At 74.2% G+C, this 19,412-nt stretch carries 20 protein-coding genes; 13 read left to right on the top strand and 7 right to left on the bottom strand.

Going from position 1 to position 19,412, the window contains the following annotated elements; all coding sequences use genetic code 11:
* Window positions 1-15: 15 nt before the first annotated feature.
* The 4 genes from PHK61_RS02355 to PHK61_RS02340 are packed head-to-tail and all read right to left on the bottom strand — an operon-like array spanning window position 16 to window position 4,098.
* Entirely contained in the window at window positions 16-723 is a 708-nt protein-coding gene (locus PHK61_RS02355) for a DUF998 domain-containing protein (protein WP_274279348.1), read from the bottom strand.
* Between the two features lie 24 nt (window positions 724-747).
* Complete coding sequence (uvrB, locus tag PHK61_RS02350) at window positions 748-2,955, bottom strand: excinuclease ABC subunit UvrB (protein ID WP_274279347.1); 2,208 nt, start codon at window positions 2,953-2,955, stop codon at window positions 748-750.
* Between the two features lie 10 nt (window positions 2,956-2,965).
* Window positions 2,966-3,376, bottom strand: coding sequence for a nuclear transport factor 2 family protein (locus PHK61_RS02345; protein ID WP_274279346.1), 411 nt, complete (start codon window positions 3,374-3,376; stop codon window positions 2,966-2,968).
* Window positions 3,373-4,098, bottom strand: coding sequence for a TetR/AcrR family transcriptional regulator (locus PHK61_RS02340; RefSeq protein ID WP_274279345.1), 726 nt, complete (start codon window positions 4,096-4,098; stop codon window positions 3,373-3,375). The genes PHK61_RS02345 and PHK61_RS02340 overlap by 4 nt, the downstream gene beginning before the upstream one ends.
* An 87-nt stretch (window positions 4,099-4,185) precedes the next feature.
* Between PHK61_RS02340 and PHK61_RS02335 the strand changes: the two genes are divergently transcribed.
* The 4 genes from PHK61_RS02335 to PHK61_RS02320 all read left to right on the top strand — a co-directional run bounded on the left by PHK61_RS02335 (window position 4,186) and on the right by PHK61_RS02320 (window position 6,304).
* Window positions 4,186-4,626: a DUF6069 family protein gene (locus PHK61_RS02335; RefSeq protein WP_274279344.1), complete on the top strand. Its 441-nt coding sequence runs from the start codon at window positions 4,186-4,188 to the stop codon at window positions 4,624-4,626.
* A 26-nt stretch (window positions 4,627-4,652) separates the two neighbouring features.
* Window positions 4,653-5,063: a VOC family protein gene (locus tag PHK61_RS02330; protein WP_274279343.1), complete on the top strand. Its 411-nt coding sequence runs from the start codon at window positions 4,653-4,655 to the stop codon at window positions 5,061-5,063.
* 74 nt (window positions 5,064-5,137) lie between these two features.
* Complete coding sequence (locus PHK61_RS02325) at window positions 5,138-5,644, top strand: ribonuclease FAU-1 family protein (protein WP_274279342.1); 507 nt, start codon at window positions 5,138-5,140, stop codon at window positions 5,642-5,644.
* An 87-nt stretch (window positions 5,645-5,731) separates the two neighbouring features.
* Window positions 5,732-6,304, top strand: a complete 573-nt coding sequence (locus PHK61_RS02320; protein ID WP_274279341.1) for a DUF402 domain-containing protein — start codon at window positions 5,732-5,734, stop codon at window positions 6,302-6,304.
* A gap of 56 nt (window positions 6,305-6,360) precedes the next feature.
* On the opposite strand, the gene coaE is transcribed toward PHK61_RS02320, so the two are convergent.
* Window positions 6,361-7,398 (bottom strand): dephospho-CoA kinase, encoded by a 1,038-nt coding sequence (coaE, locus tag PHK61_RS02315; RefSeq protein ID WP_274279340.1) that lies wholly within the window; start codon window positions 7,396-7,398, stop codon window positions 6,361-6,363.
* A 143-nt stretch (window positions 7,399-7,541) separates the two neighbouring features.
* Here coaE and PHK61_RS02310 point away from each other — a divergent pair, with 143 nt between their 5' ends.
* A complete protein-coding gene (locus PHK61_RS02310) occupies window positions 7,542-7,736 on the top strand; it encodes a hypothetical protein (RefSeq protein WP_274279339.1) in 195 nt (64 codons plus the stop codon).
* A 172-nt stretch (window positions 7,737-7,908) separates the two neighbouring features.
* On the opposite strand, the gene rpsA is transcribed toward PHK61_RS02310, so the two are convergent.
* Window positions 7,909-9,426 carry a 30S ribosomal protein S1 gene (gene rpsA / locus PHK61_RS02305; protein WP_274279338.1) on the bottom strand — a complete coding sequence of 506 codons (1,518 nt, stop codon included), beginning with the start codon at window positions 9,424-9,426 and terminating at the stop codon, window positions 7,909-7,911.
* A 327-nt stretch (window positions 9,427-9,753) separates the two neighbouring features.
* Here rpsA and PHK61_RS02300 point away from each other — a divergent pair, with 327 nt between their 5' ends.
* Together PHK61_RS02300 and PHK61_RS02295 are read left to right on the top strand one after the other, a co-directional pair.
* Window positions 9,754-10,638, top strand: a complete 885-nt coding sequence (locus tag PHK61_RS02300) for a class I SAM-dependent methyltransferase (RefSeq protein WP_274279337.1) — start codon at window positions 9,754-9,756, stop codon at window positions 10,636-10,638.
* Window positions 10,620-11,603 carry a GNAT family N-acetyltransferase gene (locus tag PHK61_RS02295; RefSeq protein WP_274279336.1) on the top strand — a complete coding sequence of 328 codons (984 nt, stop codon included), beginning with the start codon at window positions 10,620-10,622 and terminating at the stop codon, window positions 11,601-11,603. Before PHK61_RS02300 ends, PHK61_RS02295 begins: the two co-directional genes overlap by 19 nt.
* Window positions 11,604-11,606: 3 nt before the next feature.
* Here PHK61_RS02295 and PHK61_RS02290 read toward each other — a convergent pair whose 3' ends face one another.
* Complete coding sequence (locus PHK61_RS02290; protein WP_274279335.1) at window positions 11,607-12,551, bottom strand: LysR family transcriptional regulator; 945 nt, start codon at window positions 12,549-12,551, stop codon at window positions 11,607-11,609.
* 140 nt (window positions 12,552-12,691) lie between these two features.
* On the opposite strand from PHK61_RS02290, the gene PHK61_RS02285 reads away from it, so the two are divergent.
* The 6 genes from PHK61_RS02285 (at window position 12,692) to PHK61_RS02260 (ending at window position 19,407) form a co-directional block, all read left to right on the top strand.
* Window positions 12,692-13,564 carry an FAD binding domain-containing protein gene (locus PHK61_RS02285; RefSeq protein ID WP_274279334.1) on the top strand — a complete coding sequence of 291 codons (873 nt, stop codon included), beginning with the start codon at window positions 12,692-12,694 and terminating at the stop codon, window positions 13,562-13,564.
* A 4-nt stretch (window positions 13,565-13,568) separates the two neighbouring features.
* A complete protein-coding gene (locus PHK61_RS02280; protein WP_274279333.1) occupies window positions 13,569-14,048 on the top strand; it encodes a (2Fe-2S)-binding protein in 480 nt (159 codons plus the stop codon).
* A 65-nt stretch (window positions 14,049-14,113) separates the two neighbouring features.
* On the top strand, window positions 14,114-16,480 hold the full coding sequence (locus PHK61_RS02275; RefSeq protein ID WP_274279407.1) for an aerobic carbon-monoxide dehydrogenase large subunit: 2,367 nt from the start codon (window positions 14,114-14,116) through the stop codon (window positions 16,478-16,480).
* A complete protein-coding gene (locus tag PHK61_RS02270) occupies window positions 16,477-17,394 on the top strand; it encodes an XdhC family protein (protein WP_274279332.1) in 918 nt (305 codons plus the stop codon). The genes PHK61_RS02275 and PHK61_RS02270 overlap by 4 nt, the downstream gene beginning before the upstream one ends.
* Window positions 17,391-18,272 (top strand): AAA family ATPase, encoded by an 882-nt coding sequence (locus PHK61_RS02265; RefSeq protein ID WP_274279331.1) that lies wholly within the window; start codon window positions 17,391-17,393, stop codon window positions 18,270-18,272. Before PHK61_RS02270 ends, PHK61_RS02265 begins: the two co-directional genes overlap by 4 nt.
* On the top strand, window positions 18,262-19,407 hold the full coding sequence (locus tag PHK61_RS02260; protein WP_274279330.1) for a vWA domain-containing protein: 1,146 nt from the start codon (window positions 18,262-18,264) through the stop codon (window positions 19,405-19,407). Before PHK61_RS02265 ends, PHK61_RS02260 begins: the two co-directional genes overlap by 11 nt.
* The last annotated feature ends 5 nt before the right edge of the window (window positions 19,408-19,412 follow it).

Raw genomic sequence — 19,412 nt, 5'->3', positions numbered from 1 at the left:
CCACCGTGCGCGCTCTCACCTGCGCCTCCGGACCCACCGCGACCCTCGCAGCACGACGAGCCCGATGGTCACCAGCACCCCCGAGAGCGTCAGGACCTGGACCCGCTGGACGTAGCCGACGACGCCGTCGAGCCCCAGGCCCACGGTCTCCTCGAGGACGACCAGCAGCCCCGGCACCGCGACCAGCGGGAGCCCGACCAGCATCGCGCCCTCCAGCGGCGACGCCGGCTGGTCGGCGGTACGCCCGCGGGACCGCGCGATCGCGAGCAGCAGCACGGCGAGGACCGCGGCGCCGTTGGCCGCGACGCTGGTCACCTCGTGCACCCCGAACGAGAACGCCGACCGCGACGCCTCGGCGGCGGCGCAGGCGGGGTCGGCGGAGGGGGCGCAGGCCATCGGCGCGACCGCGTCGAGCAGCGTCGCCGCGCCGAAGAGCCCGAGCGCGACGCCGGCCCACCGCACGGCCCGCACCCGGGCGCCCCGGACCACGTGCACCCCGGCGGCGACCACGACCAAGCCCACGACGCCGTCGACGGTGCGGAACACCAGGTCGTGGGGCTGGTCGAGCGCGGCGAGCTCGCTGACGTACGAGCGGGCTGGGTCGAGCGCCGTACCGAGCAACGGGGTCACCAGGAACGCGGAGTACACGACACCGGCCACCACCGTGGCCCAGCCGAGCACCCGGTCCGTGATCGTCGCGCTCCGGGTCGCGATGCCGCGCACCCGACGACCCTAGTGGGCGGCCGATCAGCTGACCCCGGCCGCGTCCATCCCCCGCATCTCCTTCTTGAGGTCGGCGATCTCGTCGCGCAGCCGCCCGGCGAGCTCGAACTGCAGGTCGCGCGCCGCGGCCATCATCTGATCGGTGAGCTGCTGGATGAGGTCGGCCAGCTCGGCGCGCGCCATGCCCGAGGTGTCGCGGTGCTCGACGATGCCCGAGCTGCCCCGACCGCCGGCCTCGCCCGCCGCGCGGCGCCCGCGCGAGCTGTTGCGCGCCGACCCGCCGACCCCGACCGACTCCTCGGTGTCCTCCGCCTCGCGGTAGACGCGGTCGAGGATGTCGGCGATGTTCTTGCGCAGCGGCTGGGGGTCGACGCCCCGCTCGGTGTTGTAGGCGATCTGCTTCTCGCGGCGCCGGTTGGTCTCGTCGATGGCGTAGCGCATCGAGTCGGTGACCGTGTCGGCGTACATGTGCACCTGGCCCGACACGTTGCGGGCCGCGCGGCCGATCGTCTGGATCAGCGAGCGCTCGCTGCGCAGGAAGCCCTCCTTGTCGGCGTCGAGGATCGCGACCAGCGACACCTCCGGCAGGTCGAGGCCCTCGCGCAGCAGGTTGATGCCGACCAGCACGTCGTACTCGCCGGAGCGCAGCTGGCGCAGCAGCTCGACGCGCCGCAGCGTGTCGACCTCGGAGTGCAGGTAGCGGACCTTGATGCCGAGCTCGAGCAGGTAGTCGGTGAGGTCCTCGGCCATCTTCTTGGTCAGCGTGGTGACCAGGACGCGCTCGTCCTTGTCGACCCGCGTGCGGATCTCGCCCACGAGGTCGTCGATCTGGCCCTTGGTCGGCTTGACGACGACCTCGGGGTCGACCAGGCCGGTGGGCCGGATGACCTGCTCGACGAACTCGCCGCCGGCCATCCGCATCTCGTAGTCGCCCGGTGTCGCCGACAGGTAGACCGTCTGGCCGATCCGGTCGGCGAACTCCTCCCACGTCAGCGGGCGGTTGTCGGTGGCCGAGGGCAGGCGGAACCCGTACTCGACGAGGTTGCGCTTGCGCGACATGTCGCCCTCGTACATGCCGCCGATCTGCGGCACGGTCACGTGCGACTCGTCGATGACCAGCAGGAAGTCCTGCGGGAAGTAGTCGATCAGCGTGGCCGGCGCGGTGCCCGGGCCGCGGCCGTCGATGTGGCGCGAGTAGTTCTCGATGCCCGAGCAGAACCCGACCTGGCGGATCATCTCGATGTCGTAGGTGGTGCGCATCCGCAGCCGCTGGGCCTCGAGCATCTTGCCCTGGCGCTCGAGCTCGGCGAGGCGCTCCTCGAGCTCGGCCTCGATCGCCTTGACCGCCTTCTCCATGCGCTCGGGCCCGGCCACGTAGTGGGTGGCCGGGAAGATGCGCACGTCGTCGACCTGGCGCACGACGTCGCCGGTGAGCGGGTTGAGGTAGTAGAGCGACTCGATCTCGTCGCCGAAGAACTCGATGCGGACCGCGAGCTCCTCGTAGGCCGGGATGATCTCCACGGTGTCGCCGCGGACCCGGAACGTGCCGCGGGCGAACGACATGTCGTTGCGGGTGTACTGCACGTCGACCAGCGCGCGCAGCAGCTGGTCGCGGTCGAGCTCGTCGCCGACGTTCAGCTGCACCGAGCGGTCGAGGTAGGACTGCGGCGTGCCGAGGCCGTAGATGCACGACACCGACGCGACCACGACGACGTCGCGGCGCGAGAGCAGGTTGGACGTCGCGGAGTGGCGCAGCCGCTCGACGTCCTCGTTGATCGAGGAGTCCTTCTCGATGTAGGTGTCGGTCTGCGCGATGTACGCCTCGGGCTGGTAGTAGTCGTAGTACGAGACGAAGTACTCGACCGCGTTGTTGGGCAGCAGCTCGCGCAGCTCGTTGGCCAGCTGGGCCGCCAGCGTCTTGTTGGGCGCCATCACCAGCGTCGGGCGCTGCACCCGCTCGATCAGCCAGGCCGCCGTCGCCGACTTGCCGGTGCCCGTGGCGCCCAGCAGCACGATGTCGTGCTCGCCGCCCTTGACCCGCCGCTCGAGGTCCTCGATGGCCGCCGGCTGGTCGCCCGCCGGGTCGTACGGACTGACGACCTCGAACGGGACACCGGTGCGCTCGATCTCGCCGACGGGTCGGAACTCGGAGTGCGCGAGGGCGTCCTCGGGGAGCCCCTCCGGGTTCTCCCCGTCGCGGGCCGAGCCCGGAACCTCTGTCGCGAAGGCCATGGGATCGAGGTTAACCGCGCCCCCCGACAGCGTCCGTCCCGCCGGCCGCCACCCGCTGCCACGAGCTCCGCAGGGGCGCGGTGTCGTAGCAGATGACCAGGCGCGCGATGCGGTCACGGTCGTCGGTGAGGGTCACGAGGTCGACCACGTCGAACGGGGCCGGCGTGCCGTCGCCGAGGACCCAGGAGTAGTGGAAGGCCAGCGCGACCTCGCGGTCGTCGGCGGGGTCGACGTAGACGCGGCGCAGCTCGGTGCTCGACGGCGACGAGTCCGCGAACAGCTCCGGGTAGAACCGCTCGGCGGGCAGCGTCCCGTACAGCGGCGACGCCACCTCCCCGCCCGGGGCGAAGCAGGCGAGGACGTCCTCGACCGAGCCGGCGTCCAGCGCGGCGAGGTAGCGGTGCACGACCTCCGGGGTCATCGCGACCTCCGCTCGGCGGCCGCCGCGAACCCGTCGAGCAGGCACTGCAGGCCGAAGTCCCACCGGGAGCCGACGGGGCCGCCGGGGTCGGCCATCACCGCGGTCAGGGCCGGGTAGCGGTCGGCGTGGGCCGCGACGAGGTCGCGCATCGTGCTCCCGCCCTCCGGGTCCGCGGTCCACGGCCGGGTGCCCGCGGTGGCCGCCGCGAGGGTGGTCCGCAGGTGCCCGAACAGCATCGTCACCGCGTCCATCCGCTCGTCGGGGGCCAGCCCGAGCGGCTCGACGACGCGGACCGCGGCCTCGACCCAGCCGACCTCGCGCGGGCCCATCACCCGCTCGCCGACGGTGATCCAGGGGATCCACGGGTGCCGCGTCCAGACGTCCGAGACCATCCTGGCGAGCTGCACGGCCTGCTCGCGCCACGTCCCGGTCAGCGCGTCCGGACCGGGCGGCTCCTCGACGGCGGCGTCGATCATGAGCGCCTCGAGCTCCTCCTTGTTCGCGACGTACCGGTAGAGCGCCATCTTGGTCAGCCCCACCTCCGCGGCCACCCGCTGCATCGACAGCCCGGCCAGCCCGTCCCGGTCCGCCACCCCGACCGCCGCCCACGCGACCTCGTCGAGCGTCAGGGCGCGGCGCGGACCGCGGCTCGGCTCCTCCGGGGCACGCCAGAGGACGTGGCCCGGCGGTCCCGCGTCGTCCGTCCCGGTCGTGCTGCTCATCCGATCCCGCCCTTGCCTCGTCGCGTCTTCTGTGTCTACCGTACACAGTGTCCACAGGACACAGTTTCTCCGACGACGGAGGTCACCATGTCGCTCACCGCTCCGGCCCCCACCCCGGCCACCGTCACCGCTCCCGTCCGTGGCCGGGCCGCGGTGCGGCGCCGCCGGCGGACGCTCGGGATCGTCGCCACGCTGGTGGTGACGCTCGCCGTGTGGTGGGTCGGGCAGCTCGCCGGCGCCGACTACTGGATCTCCGACAGCCAGGGCACCGTGCGCATCGACGCCCTGGTCACGACGCAGGTCACCGTGGTCCTCGGCCTCGTCGGCTGGGGCGTGCTCGCCCTGCTCGAACGCCTCACCCGCCACGGGACGGCGATCTGGACCGTGCTCGTCGCGGTGATCGTGGTCGCCTCGATGGTCCCCGTCCTGCTGGTCGAGGCCACGACGGCCACGCGCGTCGCCCTCGCGGCGGTCCACCTCGCCGTCGGCGCCGTCCTCGTCCCCGCCCTCGTCCGCGCCCGTTCCTGACCCGACACCGTCCCCGGAGGACCACCGTGCGATCGATCTTCGTCAACCTGCCCGTCGCCGACGTCGCCGCCAGCCGCGCGTTCTTCGACGCCCTGGGGTTCACCTTCAACGAGCAGTTCTGCGACGAGAGCACCGCGTGCCTCGTCATCGAGCAGAACGTCTTCGCCATGCTCATGACGCACGAGCGCTTCGGCGACTTCGTGATCGGCGAGGTCGCCGACCCCCGGAAGACCACCGAGGTCCTGCTGGCCCTCTCCGCCGACAGCCGCGAGGAGGTCGACCGGCTCAAGGCGGCGGCGCTCGCGAACGGCGGGGCGGAGTGGAAGGAGGACCAGGACCACGGGTTCATGTACGGCGCCTCGTTCACCGACCCGGACGGCCACGTCTGGGAGGCCGTGTGGATGGACCCCGCCGTCGTCGAGGGCTCCGCGTCCTGATCACCGTCCCCGGCACCCGCTCCCCGTCGCACGTGGGAGCGGGTGTCGTCGCGTGTGACCTAGGGTCACGCACCGTGGGCCTGCACCCGCCGAAGATCGAGACGTTCGACGTCGCCGCCGGCACCAACACCGACCCCAAGGGCTTCGTGCGCGCGGTCGACCTGTACCGCGAGGAGCCGTTCGGGCTCTACCTGAGCCGCGCGATGGTCGACCACCCGACCCTGACCCACCTGCGGTCCTGGCTGCTCCCGGCCCTCGGCATCCGCGTCACCGACTTCACCTGGCGACCCGGCCACGAGCGGCTCCAGGACCACTACATCGACGTCGTCGACGTCACCCGCGACGGCGCGACGTGGTGGACCGAGGACCACTACGTCGACCTCGTCGTGTACACGGGCGAGCGCACCGACGTCCTCGACCTCGACGAGCTCGCCGAGGCCGTCGCCGCCGGGCTCCTCGACGTCGTGCGCGCCGAGCGGGCCCTGACGACCAGCCACCGCACCCTCGCGGGCCTCGCGTCGCAGGGCCACGACCTGGACCGTTGGCTCGCGCGGCACGACGTTGTCCTGACGTGGACATGACCTGTGTCACATCGCGAATGACAGGGGTGGTATTCGGGTAGGGGTCGGCGTCGGGCCACCCGGTCGGGTGTCCTAGGGTCCACCGCCGTGAGCCCGGTCGTCTCCCGCCAGCTGGTCGAGGTCGTCGACATCCACGCCGCGACCCGCACCCTCCCCCTCGCGCCCGCGCACGTCGTCGAGCAGGAACCCGACGTCCTCGAACAGGTCCTCGAGCAGGTCCTCGAACAGGCCCTCGACCGCTGCCACGTCGCGGACGGGCACCTGCGCACCACGGTGCTGAGCCCCGAGGACCCCTTCGTGCTGGCGGAGACGTGCTGGTACGTCGCCGACCACGGCCTGCGGATACGCCGCCGCCTCCCGCGCGACGGCGACGCGGCCGGGGCGACCACGGAGATCGGCGCGGTACGGATCGTCGTCGACGGCCCGCAGTGGCGCTCCACCGATCTCCTGCTCGGCCTCGAGGTCGTGCCGGGGCGGCCGGCCCGCGTCGTGCACGACGCCGACTTCGCCGCCGCCGTCGCGGGCGGCGTGCTCTCCGGCGCGGACGCCGACGAGGCGATGAGCACCGTGCACCGCGTGCTCGGCGAGCTCGTCGACGCCCGCCACGACCTCGACACCTGGACGTGCGCGCTCGGGACGGGGTCCCTCACGCGCTTCTAGGGACGGGCCGCGGGCAGCGTGCTGATCGTCGTCCGTGCCGGCTTCGTGCGACATGATCAGGGCAGGGCGACCTCGGCGCGGACCGCGTCCGGGTCGGCGGCGACGCGGTCCGGGTCCCGACGCGCCCGCTCGCGGGCGTCGACGATCGCCTGCGCCTGCTTCGCCTCCCGGCGCTTCTTGCCGTTGAGGACCAGCACGCGGGCGGGACGGGCGGGGTCGGCGGAGCCGTGGCGCCCGGGCCCGGTGCGCGGGAAGCCGGCGGCGAGGAAGGCCTCGGCGAGGTCGTCGTCGGGCCGGGCGGCCTCCACGAGCAGGTCGACGACGTCGGGGGCGGGCAGGTCGGGGATCGCGCCCGGGCCGACGAGCTCGACGCGCCGGACGCGCTCGCCCCCGGCGGCGGCGAGGCGGGCGGCGAGGCGACGACCGACGAGCGCGCGGTCGTCGGCGGGCGCCACGATCTCGGTCGGCGCGGGGACGGCCCGCCCCTGCTCGATGTTCGCCGCGAAGGGCACGAGGCGCTCGTGCCACAGGCGCTCGACCTGCTCGCGCAGGGCGCCGGCCGCGCCCGCGTTCTCGAGCCACACGTCGGCCGCCGCGCGCCGGGCCTCGTCGTCGGCCTGTGCCGCCATGCGCGCCCGGGCGTCCTCGACGGTCATGCCGCGGGTGTCGACGAGGCGCGCGACCCGCACGTCCACCGGCGCGTCGACCACCACGACCAGCGCGAACGCCGCGCCCATCCCGTTCTCGACGAGCAGCGGGACGTCGTGGACGATCACGGCGTCGTCGGCGGCCTCGGCGGCGATCTCCGCGGTCCGGGCGCCGATCCGCGGGTGCAGGATCCCGTTCAGCTTCTGCCGCTTCGCGTCGTCGCCGAACACGATCCGCCCGAGCGCGGGACGGTCGAGCGCGCCGTCCGCGTCGAGGACGTCCTCGCCGAACGCGGCGACGACGTCGGCCAGGCCCTCGGTGCCGGGTTCGACGACCTCGCGGGCGATCCGGTCGGCGTCGATCACCACCGCGCCCAGCTCGGTGAGCGTCTCCGCCACCGTCGACTTCCCCGCCCCGATCCCACCGGTGAGCCCCAGCCTCAGCACGCCCGCAGTGTGCCCAGCGGGTGGAGGAGTCACTCGACCCGGGGTCGAGACCCGCCGGTGAGTCACTCGTGTCACGTACGCAACAGCGGTACGGTCGCGCCTCGCCCGCACCAACCGCACCACCCGTACCGAGGAGCCGCCGCGTGTTCCGTTCGCGTCGCCCCGCAGGACGCCACCGCCTCGGCGACCCCGGTCTGGTCTGGTGCCGGGCCCTGCCGCCGATCGCTGCCGCCCTCGCGGCCCCGCACATCGCCCGCCGCGGCCTCGTCGAGCGCTTCCTCGCCGGCTCGCGGCACCTGCGCCCGGCGTTCGAGCCCGCGCCCGTCGCCTTCGGGTAGCGCGCCTCCGCCGGCGCGAGCCCGCCCCGCCCGGATGAGCGAGGGCGTCCCTCGCTGCGCGTGGAGCAGCGAACGCGTCCCTCGCAGCGCACCAGGCGACCACCCGCGCGCGACGACGGGCCCCCACCCCGCGAGGGGTGAGGGCCCGTCGGTCGAGCTCAGCAGCTGGTGATCAGCCGCCCGACAGCTTCTCGCGGAGCGCCGCGAGCTGGGCGTCGCTGGCCAGCGCACCGCCGCCGCTCTGCGAGGGCGGGCCCTGGCCCGGGTCGGGCGTGTCCTCGTCGCCGCCCTCGTCGGCGGACGACGGACCGCCCGAGGAGTAATTGGCCGGCGCGGCCTCGGCCGCCTCCGCCTCCTGCTCCTGGGTGCGCTGCAGCTGCGCGATGTGCTGCTCGTAGCGGGCGTAGGCCGCCTGGTACTGGCGCTCCCACTCCTCGCGCTGCGACTCGTACCCCTCGCGCCACTCGCCGGTGTCCGGGTCGAAGCCCTCGGGGTAGATGTAGTTGCCGGCGTCGTCGTACTCGGCCGCCATGCCGTAGAGCGCCGGGTCGAACTCCGTCTCCGGCGTCATGCCCTCGTTGGCCTGCTTGAGCGAGAGCGAGATGCGGCGACGGTCGAGGTCGATGTCGATGACCTTGACCATGACGTCGTTGCCGACCTGGACGACCTGCTCGGGCACCTCGACGTGGCGCTCGGCCAGCTCCGAGATGTGGACCAGTCCCTCGATGCCCTCGTCGACGCGGACGAACGCACCGAACGGCACCAGCTTCGTGACCTTGCCGGGCACGATCTGGCCGATCTGGTGGGTGCGGGCGAACTGACGCCACGGGTCCTCCTGCGTCGCCTTCAGCGACAGGGAGACCCGCTCGCGGTCGAGGTCGACGTCGAGGACCTCGACCTTGACCTCCTGGCCCACCTCGACCACCTCGGACGGGTGGTCGATGTGCTTCCAGGACAGCTCGGAAACGTGCACCAGACCGTCGACGCCGCCGAGGTCGACGAACGCACCGAAGTTGACGATCGACGAGACCTGGCCGGACCGGATCTGGCCCTTGGCGAGCTGGTTGAGGAACTCGCTGCGCACCGCCGACTGGGTCTGCTCCAGCCACGCACGGCGGGAGAGGACGACGTTGTTGCGGTTCTTGTCCAGCTCGATGATCTTGGCCTCGATCTCCTTGCCCACGTAGGGCTGGAGGTCGCGGACGCGGCGCATCTCGACCAGCGAGGCCGGGAGGAAGCCGCGCAGGCCGATGTCGAGGATGAGGCCGCCCTTGACGACCTCGATGACGGTGCCCTTGACGGGCTCGTCGTTGTCCTTGAGCTGCTCGATCGTGCCCCAGGCGCGCTCGTACTGCGCGCGCTTCTTGGACAGGATCAGCCGGCCCTCCTTGTCCTCCTTCTGGAGGACGAGGGCTTCGACCTCGTCGCCGACGGCGACGACCTCGTTGGGGTCGACATCGTGCTTGATGGACAGCTCACGCGAGGGGATGACGCCCTCGGTCTTGTAGCCGATGTCGAGGAGGACCTCGTCCCGGTCGACCTTGACGATGGTGCCCTCGACGAGGTCGCCATCGTTGAAGTACTTGATCGTCTGGTCGATGGCGGCGAGGAAGTCCTCTTCCGACCCGATGTCGTTGATCGCGACCTGCGGGCTGGTCGACGTCGGGGCGGTGTGGGTGTCGATGGACATACGGTGGACGGCTCCGGGAACATGGTCAGATCGAGCGTGCAGGGACACCACGCGGGTGGCGTCGTCCTGACGCGCGCACCGTCGATCCCGACGAACGCCGAGGTGGAGACGAGAATCGCCGCCCACCGCTGCCTGGGTAGCGGAACGCGGACAGGGCGAGACCACTCACGTGGACCTTCATCGTAACCGCGCCCGACACGGCCCGGCAATCGGGGCACCCCGTACCGGTCCCCGGCGTGTCGCAGGCGGAACCCCCGGCGTGTCGCCGTCGCGGGGAGCCCGCCCGGGGGACGCGGACCCCGCGTCCGGGCGTGTCAGGATGCCCCGGTGCCGACCCCGCCGCCCCTCCCCGACGCGGAGGGACGCGCGGGCGCGTCGGCGGAGGAGCTGCTCGGGGCGGCCGGGGTCGCCCGGCGGGCGGTCGGGGCGGCGGAGTCGAGCGCGGCGAGCCGGGCCTGGTGGGACGCCGACGCCGACGACTACCAGGCCGAGCACGGCGCGTTCCTCGGTGACGACGACTTCGTCTGGTGCCCCGAGCGCCTGCGGGAGGCCGACGCCCACCTGCTCGGTGACCCCGCGGCGCTGCGCGGCGCCCGGGTGCTCGAGGTGGGGTGCGGGGCGGCGTCGTGCTCGCGCTGGCTCGCCGGTCGGGGCGCGCGGGTGCTCGGGCTCGACCTGTCGGCGGGCATGCTGCGCCACGCCCGCGAGGCCGACGCCCGCACCGGCGTCACCGTCCCGCTCGTGCAGGCCGACGCCGACGCGATCCCCCTGGCCGCCGCGAGCGTCGACGTCGCCTTCTCGGCGTTCGGGGCGATCCCGTTCGTCGCCGACCCCGGCGCGGTGATGCGCGAGGTGGCGCGCGTGCTGCGCCCCGGGGCGCCGTGGGTGTTCGCGGTGAACCACCCCATGCGCTGGATGTTCCCCGACGACCCCGGCCCCGACGGCCTGACCGTGTCGCAGTCGTACTTCGACCGCACGCCCTACGCGGAGGTCGACGAGCACGACCGCGCGGTCTACGTGGAGCACCACCGCACGCTCGGCGACCGGGTGGCCGACGTCGTCGGGGCCGGGCTGGTGCTGGAGCGCCTCGTGGAGCCCGAATGGCCGGAACAGTGGCCGGACGACCTCGACGCGGTGTGGGGCCAGTGGTCGCCGCTGCGCGGGCGGCTCTTCCCCGGCACCGCGATCTTCTGTTGTCGGCGGCCGGGATGATCGGGCGCTCGCGGACGACCGGCCGCTCCCCCGAGATCGTGCTCACCGAGCTGCTGCGCGACCAGCAGGCACGCTTCACCGAGATCGACGCCGGCCTGCCGCCCGCGGTGATGCCGCCGCCCGGCGACGTCCTGATCGTCGGCGGCCCCGGCGAGCAGGCCGCCGCCGTCGTCACCCACCACAGCTGGCCCGCGGGCAGCGCCCCCCTGCTGTGGTCGGCCGCCGAGGTCACCGAGCTGCACCCGGTGCTGGGGCACGCCGGCCGCGCGGCCGCCGACGCGCTGGTCACCGAGTGGCGCGCCCGGATCCCGGCGCGCGCCCTCGCAGCCGCCGACTCCGCGGCGGTGGTGACCTGGCCCAGCCGCGACGTCGCCGCCGCGCGCGCGTTCCTCGACCACGGGCTCCTGCCCCTCGCGGTGCTCGCGGTGCGCCCGCCGGGCCCGCTGCCCACGATCGCCGACCCCGACCCGGCGCTGATCCTGCGACCCGCCCACGACGACGACCTCGAGGCCTGCGTGGAGCTGGCGATGCACGAGATCGCCTACTCCAGCCTGGTCGGCGGCAGCGTGCTGCGTCCCGACGCCGAGGCGGTCAAGCGCGCGGCCCTGCGCGAGCGCCGGGCCCGCGGCGAGCCCATCTGGGTCGCCGAGCGCGACGGCGGGCTCGTCGGGCTCCTCGAGTGCGGCCTCACCGACGCGACCCCGGGCACCTGGCTCGCGGGCCTGCTGCCCCCGGGCCGCTGGGGCTACGTCAACTGCGCCTCGGTGCTGCCCGACCAGCGCGGCCGCGGGGTCGGGCACGCGCTCGTCACCGCCGCCCTACCCGGTCTCCAGCCGCCCGGCGCGCGCGGGACCTACCTCTACTACAACCCGCCGAACCCGGTCTCCTCGGTGTTCTGGCCCCGCCACGGCTATCGGCCGCTGTGGACGCTCTGGGAGGTCCGCCCGGCGTCGGCGCTGCGCTGATCCTCAGTTCCAGATCGTCACGTACACCGGCGGGCGGAAGCGGGACGGGACGACGCCGGCGTGCGGCGAACGCATGATGGCCATCGCCTCCGGGGTCGTGAGGAAGCGCGCGAAGGCCGCCGCGCCCGGGCTGCGGATCTCGGGGCGCAGGGTGGTCGCGTGCCACGGGCTGTCCCGGGGCGTCACGGCCGTCGGGACGACCCGCAGGTCGCCGCGCCGGAGCTGGTTGATCACGAGGTGCGCGGTCGCGATCGTCACGCCGCCGCCGGCGACCGCCGCCTCCCAGGCGCCCGCGTGCGAGCCGAAGACCCGGATGCGCTTCTCGGGCACGGCGAGCTCGCGCAGCAGGTCCGCGGTCGCGCTGTGCTCGTCGCCCGCGCTCGGGTCCACGAGCCAGGGCCACCCCAGCGGGCGTCCCGCCAGGCTCAGGCTCGGGGCGGCGACGACGACCAGCTGGGCGCGAAGCACCGGTTCGCTGACCAGGCGCAGCGCCGGGTCGCCGCCGATCGCCGGGCCGAGGGCGATGTCGGCGAGACGGTTGGCGACCAGGACCTCGAGCTCGGCCGTCGACGCCACGCTCGTGGAGACCTCGTAGCCCCCGGAGCGCGTGTCGAACGCGGCGGCCAGCGGGCTCGCCACGAACTCGGCCATCACCGACGCCGTCACCACCCGCAGCTCCTGCGCCCGTCCCTGGACCGATCGGACGGTCGCCTCGGCCTCCGCACCGAGCGCCACCATCTGCGAGGCCAGACCGAGCAGGCGGGATCCGGCCGGGGTGGGTTCCATGCGACCCTCGACGCGCACGACGAGCGGATCGTCGAGGTGCTTGCGCAGCACCGCGAGAGCCTGCGAGACGGCCGAGTCGGAGACCCCCAGCGCCTCCGCGGCCGCACGCACCGTGCCCAGGCGGGCCACGAGCACGAACGTGTGCAGCTGAGTGAGCGTCACCCGATCGAGTGTGGGCGCAACCCGATCGGGTCGCCAGCACCCGATGAAGCGATCGCTCAACGTCGCCTACCGCCCCCCTCCCGGCTGCACGACCATGACGGTCCGGCCGCCACGGGCGGCTCCAGCGAGGGGGGAAGGTCATGCAGGTCCCTGCCCAGTTCGCCTACGAGAAGGCCGCCACGGTCGACGAGGCGCTCGCCCTGCTCGCCCGGCACGGCCCGGAGTCCCTCGTCATCGCCGGTGGCCACAGCCTGCTGCCGATGATGAAGCTGCGGCTCGCCGAGCCGTCGACGCTCGTCGACATCAACGGACTGGCCGAGCTGGCGCACATCCGGGTGGCGGGCGACGAGGTCCGGTTCGGCGCATTGGTCCGGCACGCCGCGCTGCTCGCATCGCCGGTGGCGCGCGAGCACTTCCCGATCCTCACCGACGCCGAGCGCGTGATCGCCGACCCGATCGTGCGCAACCGCGGCACCGTCGGCGGGTCCCTGTGCCAGGCCGACCCCTCCGAGGACCTCTCGGCGGCGTTCTCGGCGCTGCGCGCGTCCGTCGTGATCCGCTCGGCGGGCGGCGAGCGCGTGGTGCCGGTCCGCGAGTTCCACCGCGGGCCCTACGAGACGGCCGTCGAGCACGGGGAGCTCCTCGTCGAGGTGCGGGTCCCGATCCGCCCCGGGATCGGCAGCGCCTACCTCAAGGTCGAACGCCGGGCCGGGGACTGGGCCGTCGCGTCCGCCGGCGCGGTGATCTCCCTGGAGGGCGACACCGTCCGCGACGTCGGCATCGGGCTGAGCGCGGTGGGCGCGCCGCACTTCGTCGCCCCCGAGGCCGAGGACGCGCTGCGCGGGGGCCCCGCCACCGACGAGGCCTTCGCCGCCGCCGGGCGGGTGGCCGCCGAGCACTGCTCACCGAGCGCCGACCAGCGGGGCCCCGTCGACTACAAGCGCCATCTCGTCTCCGAGCTCGTGACCCGGACGTTGCGGCAGGCCACGGCCCGTGCGCGGGGAGAGGACTGAGGACATGCAGATCACCGTCACCGTCAACGGAGCGCCGACGACCCGCGACGTCGAGCCGCGGCTGCTCCTGACCCACTTCCTGCGCGACGAGCTGCGGCTCACCGGGACGCACTGGGGATGCGACACCACCAACTGCGGGGCATGCGTCGTGCGCCTCGACGGCGTGCCGGTCAAGTCGTGCACCGTGCTCGCCGTGATGGCCGACGGCGCGGCCGTCGACACCGTCGAGGGCCTCGCGCACGGCGCCGAGCTGGACCCCGTCCAGGAGGGGTTCGTGACCTGTCACGGCCTCCAGTGCGGGTTCTGCACGCCCGGGATGCTGATGACCACCCGGGCCCTGCTCGACCGCGAGCCCGACCCTTCCCCCGCGACGATCCGCGAGGCGATCTCCGGGCAGATCTGCCGCTGCACCGGCTACGAGAACATCGTGCGATCCGTCCGCTGGGCCGCCGAGAAGCAGCACACCGCGGAGGTGGCACCGTGACCGGCGTCCAGGACCCCTCGGTCCAGATCCACGCGGCCGCCGAGACGCCGCGCGGCTACGGCTCGATGAAGCGCAAGGAGGACGCCCGCTTCGTCCGCGGGCGCGGGCAGTACGTCGACGACGTCGTGCTGCCGGGGATGCTCCACGGCGCCGTGCTGCGCAGCCCGGTGGCGCACGCCCGGCTCACCGCGGTCGACACGAGCGCCGCCGAGGCCCACCCGAAGGTCCACGCCGTCATCACCGGCGAGACGCTCGCGGGCCTTGGCTTGGCCTGGATGCCCACGCTGTCGCAGGACACGCAGGCGGTGCTCGCGACCGACAAGGTCCGCTTCCAGGGCCAGGAGATCGCCTTCGTGGTGGCCGACGACAAGTACGCGGCCCGGGACGCGCTGGACCTCATCGACGTGCAGTACGAACCGATCGACCCCGTCATCGACGCGCGGAGGGCACTCGACCCGGGCACCCCGGTGGTACGAGACGACCAGGAGGGCCGGACCGACAACCACATCTTCGACTGGTCCAGCGGCGACGCCACGCGCACCGACGCGGTGTTCGCGGAGGCCGAGGCGGCCGACGACCAGCTCGTCGTCGCCGCCGACGTGCTCTACCCGCGCGTGCACCCCGCCCCGCTGGAGACGTGCGGCGCGATCGCGGACATGGACCCGGTCACCGGGAAGCTCACGCTCTGGACGACCACCCAGGCGCCGCACGCGCACCGCACGCTCTACGCGATCGTGGCGGGCCTGCCCGAGCACAAGATCCGCGTGGTGTCCCCCGACATCGGCGGCGGTTTCGGCAACAAGGTCGGCATCTACCCGGGCTACGTGTGCGCGATCGTGGGCTCCATCGTCACCGGGCGGCCGGTGAAGTGGATGGAGGACCGCTCCGAGAACCTCATGAGCACCTCCTTCGCCCGCGACTACCACATGCGCGGGGAGGTGGCGGTCACCCGCGACGGGCGCCTGCGGGCGGTGCGCGTCCACGTCCTGGCCGACCACGGTGCCTTCAACGCGACCGCCCAGCCCACGAAGTTCCCGGCCGGGTTCTTCGGGGTGTTCACCGGGTCCTACGACCTCGAGGCCGCCCACTGCACGGTCACCGGGGTCTACACGAACAAGGCGTCCGGCGGCGTCGCGTACGCGTGCTCGTTCCGCATCACCGAAGCCGTCTACCTCATCGAGCGGATGGTCGACGTCGTCGCCCACGACCTCGGTATGGACCCGGCCGAGCTGCGGAAGCGCAACCTGCTGCGCCCCGACCAGTTCCCCTACCGCAGCCCGACCGGGTGGGAGTACGACTCCGGCGACTACCTCCACACCCTGGAGGTCGCGCTCGAGAAGGCCGGCTACCCGGAGCTCCGCGCCGAGCAGGCCGACCGGCGCCGCCGGCGGGAGGCGGGCGAGCGGGTCGACCTCATGGGCATCGGGCTGAGCTTCTTCACCGAGGCCGTCGGGGCCGGGCCGCGCCGCACGATGGACATCCTCGGGCTCGGCATGGCCGACGGGGCGGAGCTGCGCGTGCACCCGACCGGCAAGGCCGTGCTGCGGATCTCCGTGCAGAGCCAGGGCCAGGGCCACGAGACGACGTTCGCCCAGATCGCCGCCGCCGAGCTGGGGATGTCGCCCGACGACATCGAGGTCGTGCACGGCGACACCGACCAGACCCCGTTCGGGCTGGGCACCTACGGCTCGCGCTCCACACCGGTGTCGGGCGCGGCGACGGCGATCGTGGCGCGCAAGGTGCGCGAGCGCGCCCGGATCGTCGCCTCGGCGATGCTCGAGGTCTCGCCCGACGACCTGGAGTGGAACGACGGGCGCTGGCAGGTCGTCGGCGACCCGGAGGCGTCCCGGTCGCTGGCCGAGATCGCGATGGCCGCCCACTCGAACCTCGAGCTGCCCGACGGCGTCGAGGGTCACCTGGACGCGACGTGCGTCTACAACCCGCCGAACCTCACCTACCCGTGCGGCGCCTACGTGTGCGTCGTCGACGTCGATCCCGGCACCGGCGCCGTGCACATCCGGCGGTTCGTCGCCGTCGACGACTGCGGCGTGCGGATCAACCCCATGATCGTCGAGGGGCAGATCCACGGCGGGCTCGCCGACGGTGTGGGCATGGCCCTGATGCAGGGGATCGCGTTCGACCTCGACGGCAACTGTCTCGGCGGCTCGATGATGGACTACCTGCTGCCCACGGCGCTGGAGTGCCCGTCGTGGGAGCTGGGCGAGACCGTCACGCCCTCGCCCCACCACCCGATCGGCGCGAAGGGTGTCGGGGAGTCGGCGACGGTCGGCTCGCCGCCCGCCGTGGTGAACGCGGTGATCGACGCCCTCGCTCCCTTCGGGGTGCGGCACGCCGACATGCCGCTCACCCCCGCCGCCGTGTGGTCGGCCTCCCGGGGACGGCCGTTGCGCACCGACCTCGCGATCACGTGACGACCGCGCACGTCCTGCGCCGCGCCGGGGCGCTGCGCGACGCGGGGACACCCTTCGTCCTGGCCACGGTCGTGCGTGCCGCGAGCCCCACCAGCGCGCGGGCCGGCGACAGCGCGCTGGTCCTCCCCGACGGCACCCTCGAGGGATTCGTCGGTGGGACGTGCGCGGAGTCGACGGTGCGGGTGGAGGGCCTGCGGCTGCTGCGGGACCGTGCGACGACCCTGCTGCGCATCGTGGCCGGCGCGCCGGAGGCGGCCGGGGCGACCGAGGAGCGGGAGGGGGTGATCACGGTCGAGAACCCGTGCCTGTCCGGCGGCACACTCGAGATCTTCCTCGAGGCGATGGTGCCGCCGACCGTGGTGCACGTCCACGGGGACGCCCCCGTGGCGCGGGCCCTCGTGCGGATCGGGAAGGCGATGGACTACGACGTCCGCAGCGGCGGTGCGCCCGGGCCGGGGACCGCGGCCGTCGTCGTCGCCTCGCACGGCCGCGACGAGGAGGAGGTCCTCGCGGGCGCGCTGCGGGCGGGCGTGCCCTACGTCGGGCTCGTCGCCAGCCGGGTCCGGGGGGCGGCGGTGCTCGCCGCGCTCGAGGCCACCCCCGAGCAGCGCGCCCGGGTCCGGACCCCGGCGGGGCTCGACCTCGGCGCGACGACCCCGGCCGAGATCGCCCTGTCGATCTACGCGGAGATCGTCGCGGGGCGGGAGCGCGTGGCCGCCCCCGCTCCGGCGCCGGAGCACGGCACCGGGCCGGGCCCGGTCGCGGACCCGGTGTGCGGGATGACGGTCGCGGGCACGCCCGCCGACCCGTCGGCCGTCGTCGACGGCACGACATGGTGGTTCTGCGGGTCGGGGTGCCGCCAGGCGTTCCTGGACGAGCCCGCGCGGTTCACCACGCCGGCGGGGCGCTCGTGACGGGCCTCCCCACCGACGTCGCGGCGGTGCGCAGCGCGCTGTCCGCCACCGGCTACCTGGCCGACGACGGCCTGGCGACGGCGCTCTTCCTCGCGGTCGCCCTGCGCCAGCCGCTGCTGCTCGAGGGCGAGCCCGGCGTCGGCAAGACCCGCGCCGCGATCGCGCTCGCCGAGGTGCTCGACACCCCGCTCCTGCGCCTGCAGTGCTACGAGGGGCTGACGGCGGCCGAGGCGCTCTACGAGTGGAACCACCCCCGGCAGCTCCTCGCGATCCGGCTGGCCGAGAGCCGCGGCGAGGTCCTCGGCGACGACGACCTGTTCGGCGAGGACTTCCTGCTGGCCCGGCCGCTGCTCGCGGCGGTCACGCACCCCGGGCCACGCCCGGCGGTCCTGCTCGTGGACGAGGTCGATCGGGCCGACGACGAGTTCGAGGCGCACCTCCTCGAGCTCCTCGCGGACGGCGCGGTGACGATCCCGGAGATCGGCACCCGGCGCGCGGTCCACCGTCCGGTCGTCGTCCTGACGTCGAACCGGACCCGCGACCTGCACGACGCGCTCACCCGGCGCTGCCTGCACCACGCCATCCCGCACCCGGACACCGCCGCCGTCGAGGCGATCATCCGGGTGCGGGTGCCGGAGGTGGGCGACGTCCTGGTCGACCAGGTCGCCCGCGCGCTCGGACGGCTGCGCGAAGCCCCGCTGCTCAAGCCGCCCGGTGTCGCGGAGGCGATCGACTGGGTGCGGGCCCTGCACGCCCTCGGCGTCACCCGCCTCGACGTCGCCCAGGCCCGCCGCACGCTGGGCGCCGTGCTCAAGCACGACGAGGACCGCGAGCTCGTCGGGGCGGCGGGGCTGGAGCAGGTCGTCGGTGGACCCTGACCTCGCCACCGTCGCCGCCCGCCTCACCGGGGCCCTGCGGGCGGCCGGGGTGCCGGTCGGCGTCGGGCAGGCGGCGCGGTTCGCGGCCGCGACGGTCGCCGCCGCGCCGGCGAGCACCGGGGAGCTGTACTGGGTCGCCCGCGTGACCCTGCTGGCCGACACGGCGGCCCAGGCCGTGTTCGACGCCGTGTTCGCCGCGGTCTTCGCCACCGGGCCGGACGGCGTCGAGGACCCCGCCGACGCGCGCGGCGACCCGCACGGCCCGCCCGCCGTGTCGGGGGTCCCGACCCGGAGCGGCGTCGCCGGGACGGCGCGGGGTACTCCGGAGGGCCCGGGCTCCGGGACGCCGGACGGCGCCCCGCACGCCGTCCCGACCGCGGCCGCGGCCGCCGAGCGCCTGGGCGGCCGCGACTTCGCCGAGCTGTCCGCCGCCGAGCTCGCCGAGCTGCGCGTGGCGATGCGCCGGTTCCGGGTGGCGACACCGCCGCGCCCGTCCCGGCGGTTCCGGTCGTCGTCCCGCGGGACCGCCGTGGACCTGCGCACCACGCTGCGACGGGCCCGGCGCACCGGTGGACACCCTGTGGACCTCGCCCGCCGGGCGCGCCGCGTCCGGCCGCGGCGCCTCGTGGTGCTCTGCGACATCTCGGGGTCGATGGAGCCCTACGCGCGGGCCCTGCTCCAGATGCTGTGGTGCGCCCGTGTCGCGACGCGCGCCGAGGTGTTCACGTTCGCCACCCGCCTGACCCGCGTGACGCCGGCCCTGACACGGCGCCCGGAGATCGCCCTGACCCGGGCGGGGGCGCTCGCCCCGGACTGGTCGAGCGGCAGCCGCATCGGCGCGTCGATCGGCGAGTTCTCCCGCCGCTGGGGCCGGCGCGGGATGGCCCGTGGCGCCGTCGTCCTCGTCGTCTCCGACGGCTGGGACACCGGCGATCCCGCCGAGCTCGGTCGCGAGATGGCGCGCCTGCGGCGGGTGGCCCACCGGATCGTCTGGGCCAACCCACGCACCGCGCGCCCCGGCTACCGCCCCCTCGCGGGTGGGATCGCGGCGGCGTGGCCGTCCTGCGACGCGGTCGTCAGCGCCCACCGGCTCGACGCCCTCGACGAGCTCCTCGCCGCCCTGCGCGCGGAGTGACGCGG

The sequence above is a fragment of the Actinomycetospora lutea genome (assembly GCF_028737205.1).
GTDB lineage: Bacteria > Actinomycetota > Actinomycetes > Mycobacteriales > Pseudonocardiaceae > Actinomycetospora > Actinomycetospora lutea.
This window is presented reverse-complemented; position numbering and strand designations above follow the sequence as displayed.

Coding starts and splice junctions, on each gene's coding strand:
- PHK61_RS02275 (WP_274279407.1), top strand. CDS start 14,114: ATGAAGCGCAAGGAGGACGCCCGCTTCGTCCGCGGGCGCGGGCAGTAC.
- rpsA (WP_274279338.1), bottom strand. CDS start 9,426: ATGTCCATCGACACCCACACCGCCCCGACGTCGACCAGCCCGCAGGTC.
- PHK61_RS02340 (WP_274279345.1), bottom strand. CDS start 4,098: ATGAGCAGCACGACCGGGACGGACGACGCGGGACCGCCGGGCCACGTC.
- PHK61_RS02285 (WP_274279334.1), top strand. CDS start 12,692: ATGCAGGTCCCTGCCCAGTTCGCCTACGAGAAGGCCGCCACGGTCGAC.
- PHK61_RS02335 (WP_274279344.1), top strand. CDS start 4,186: ATGTCGCTCACCGCTCCGGCCCCCACCCCGGCCACCGTCACCGCTCCC.
- uvrB (WP_274279347.1), bottom strand. CDS start 2,955: ATGGCCTTCGCGACAGAGGTTCCGGGCTCGGCCCGCGACGGGGAGAAC.
- PHK61_RS02345 (WP_274279346.1), bottom strand. CDS start 3,376: ATGACCCCGGAGGTCGTGCACCGCTACCTCGCCGCGCTGGACGCCGGC.
- PHK61_RS02280 (WP_274279333.1), top strand. CDS start 13,569: ATGCAGATCACCGTCACCGTCAACGGAGCGCCGACGACCCGCGACGTC.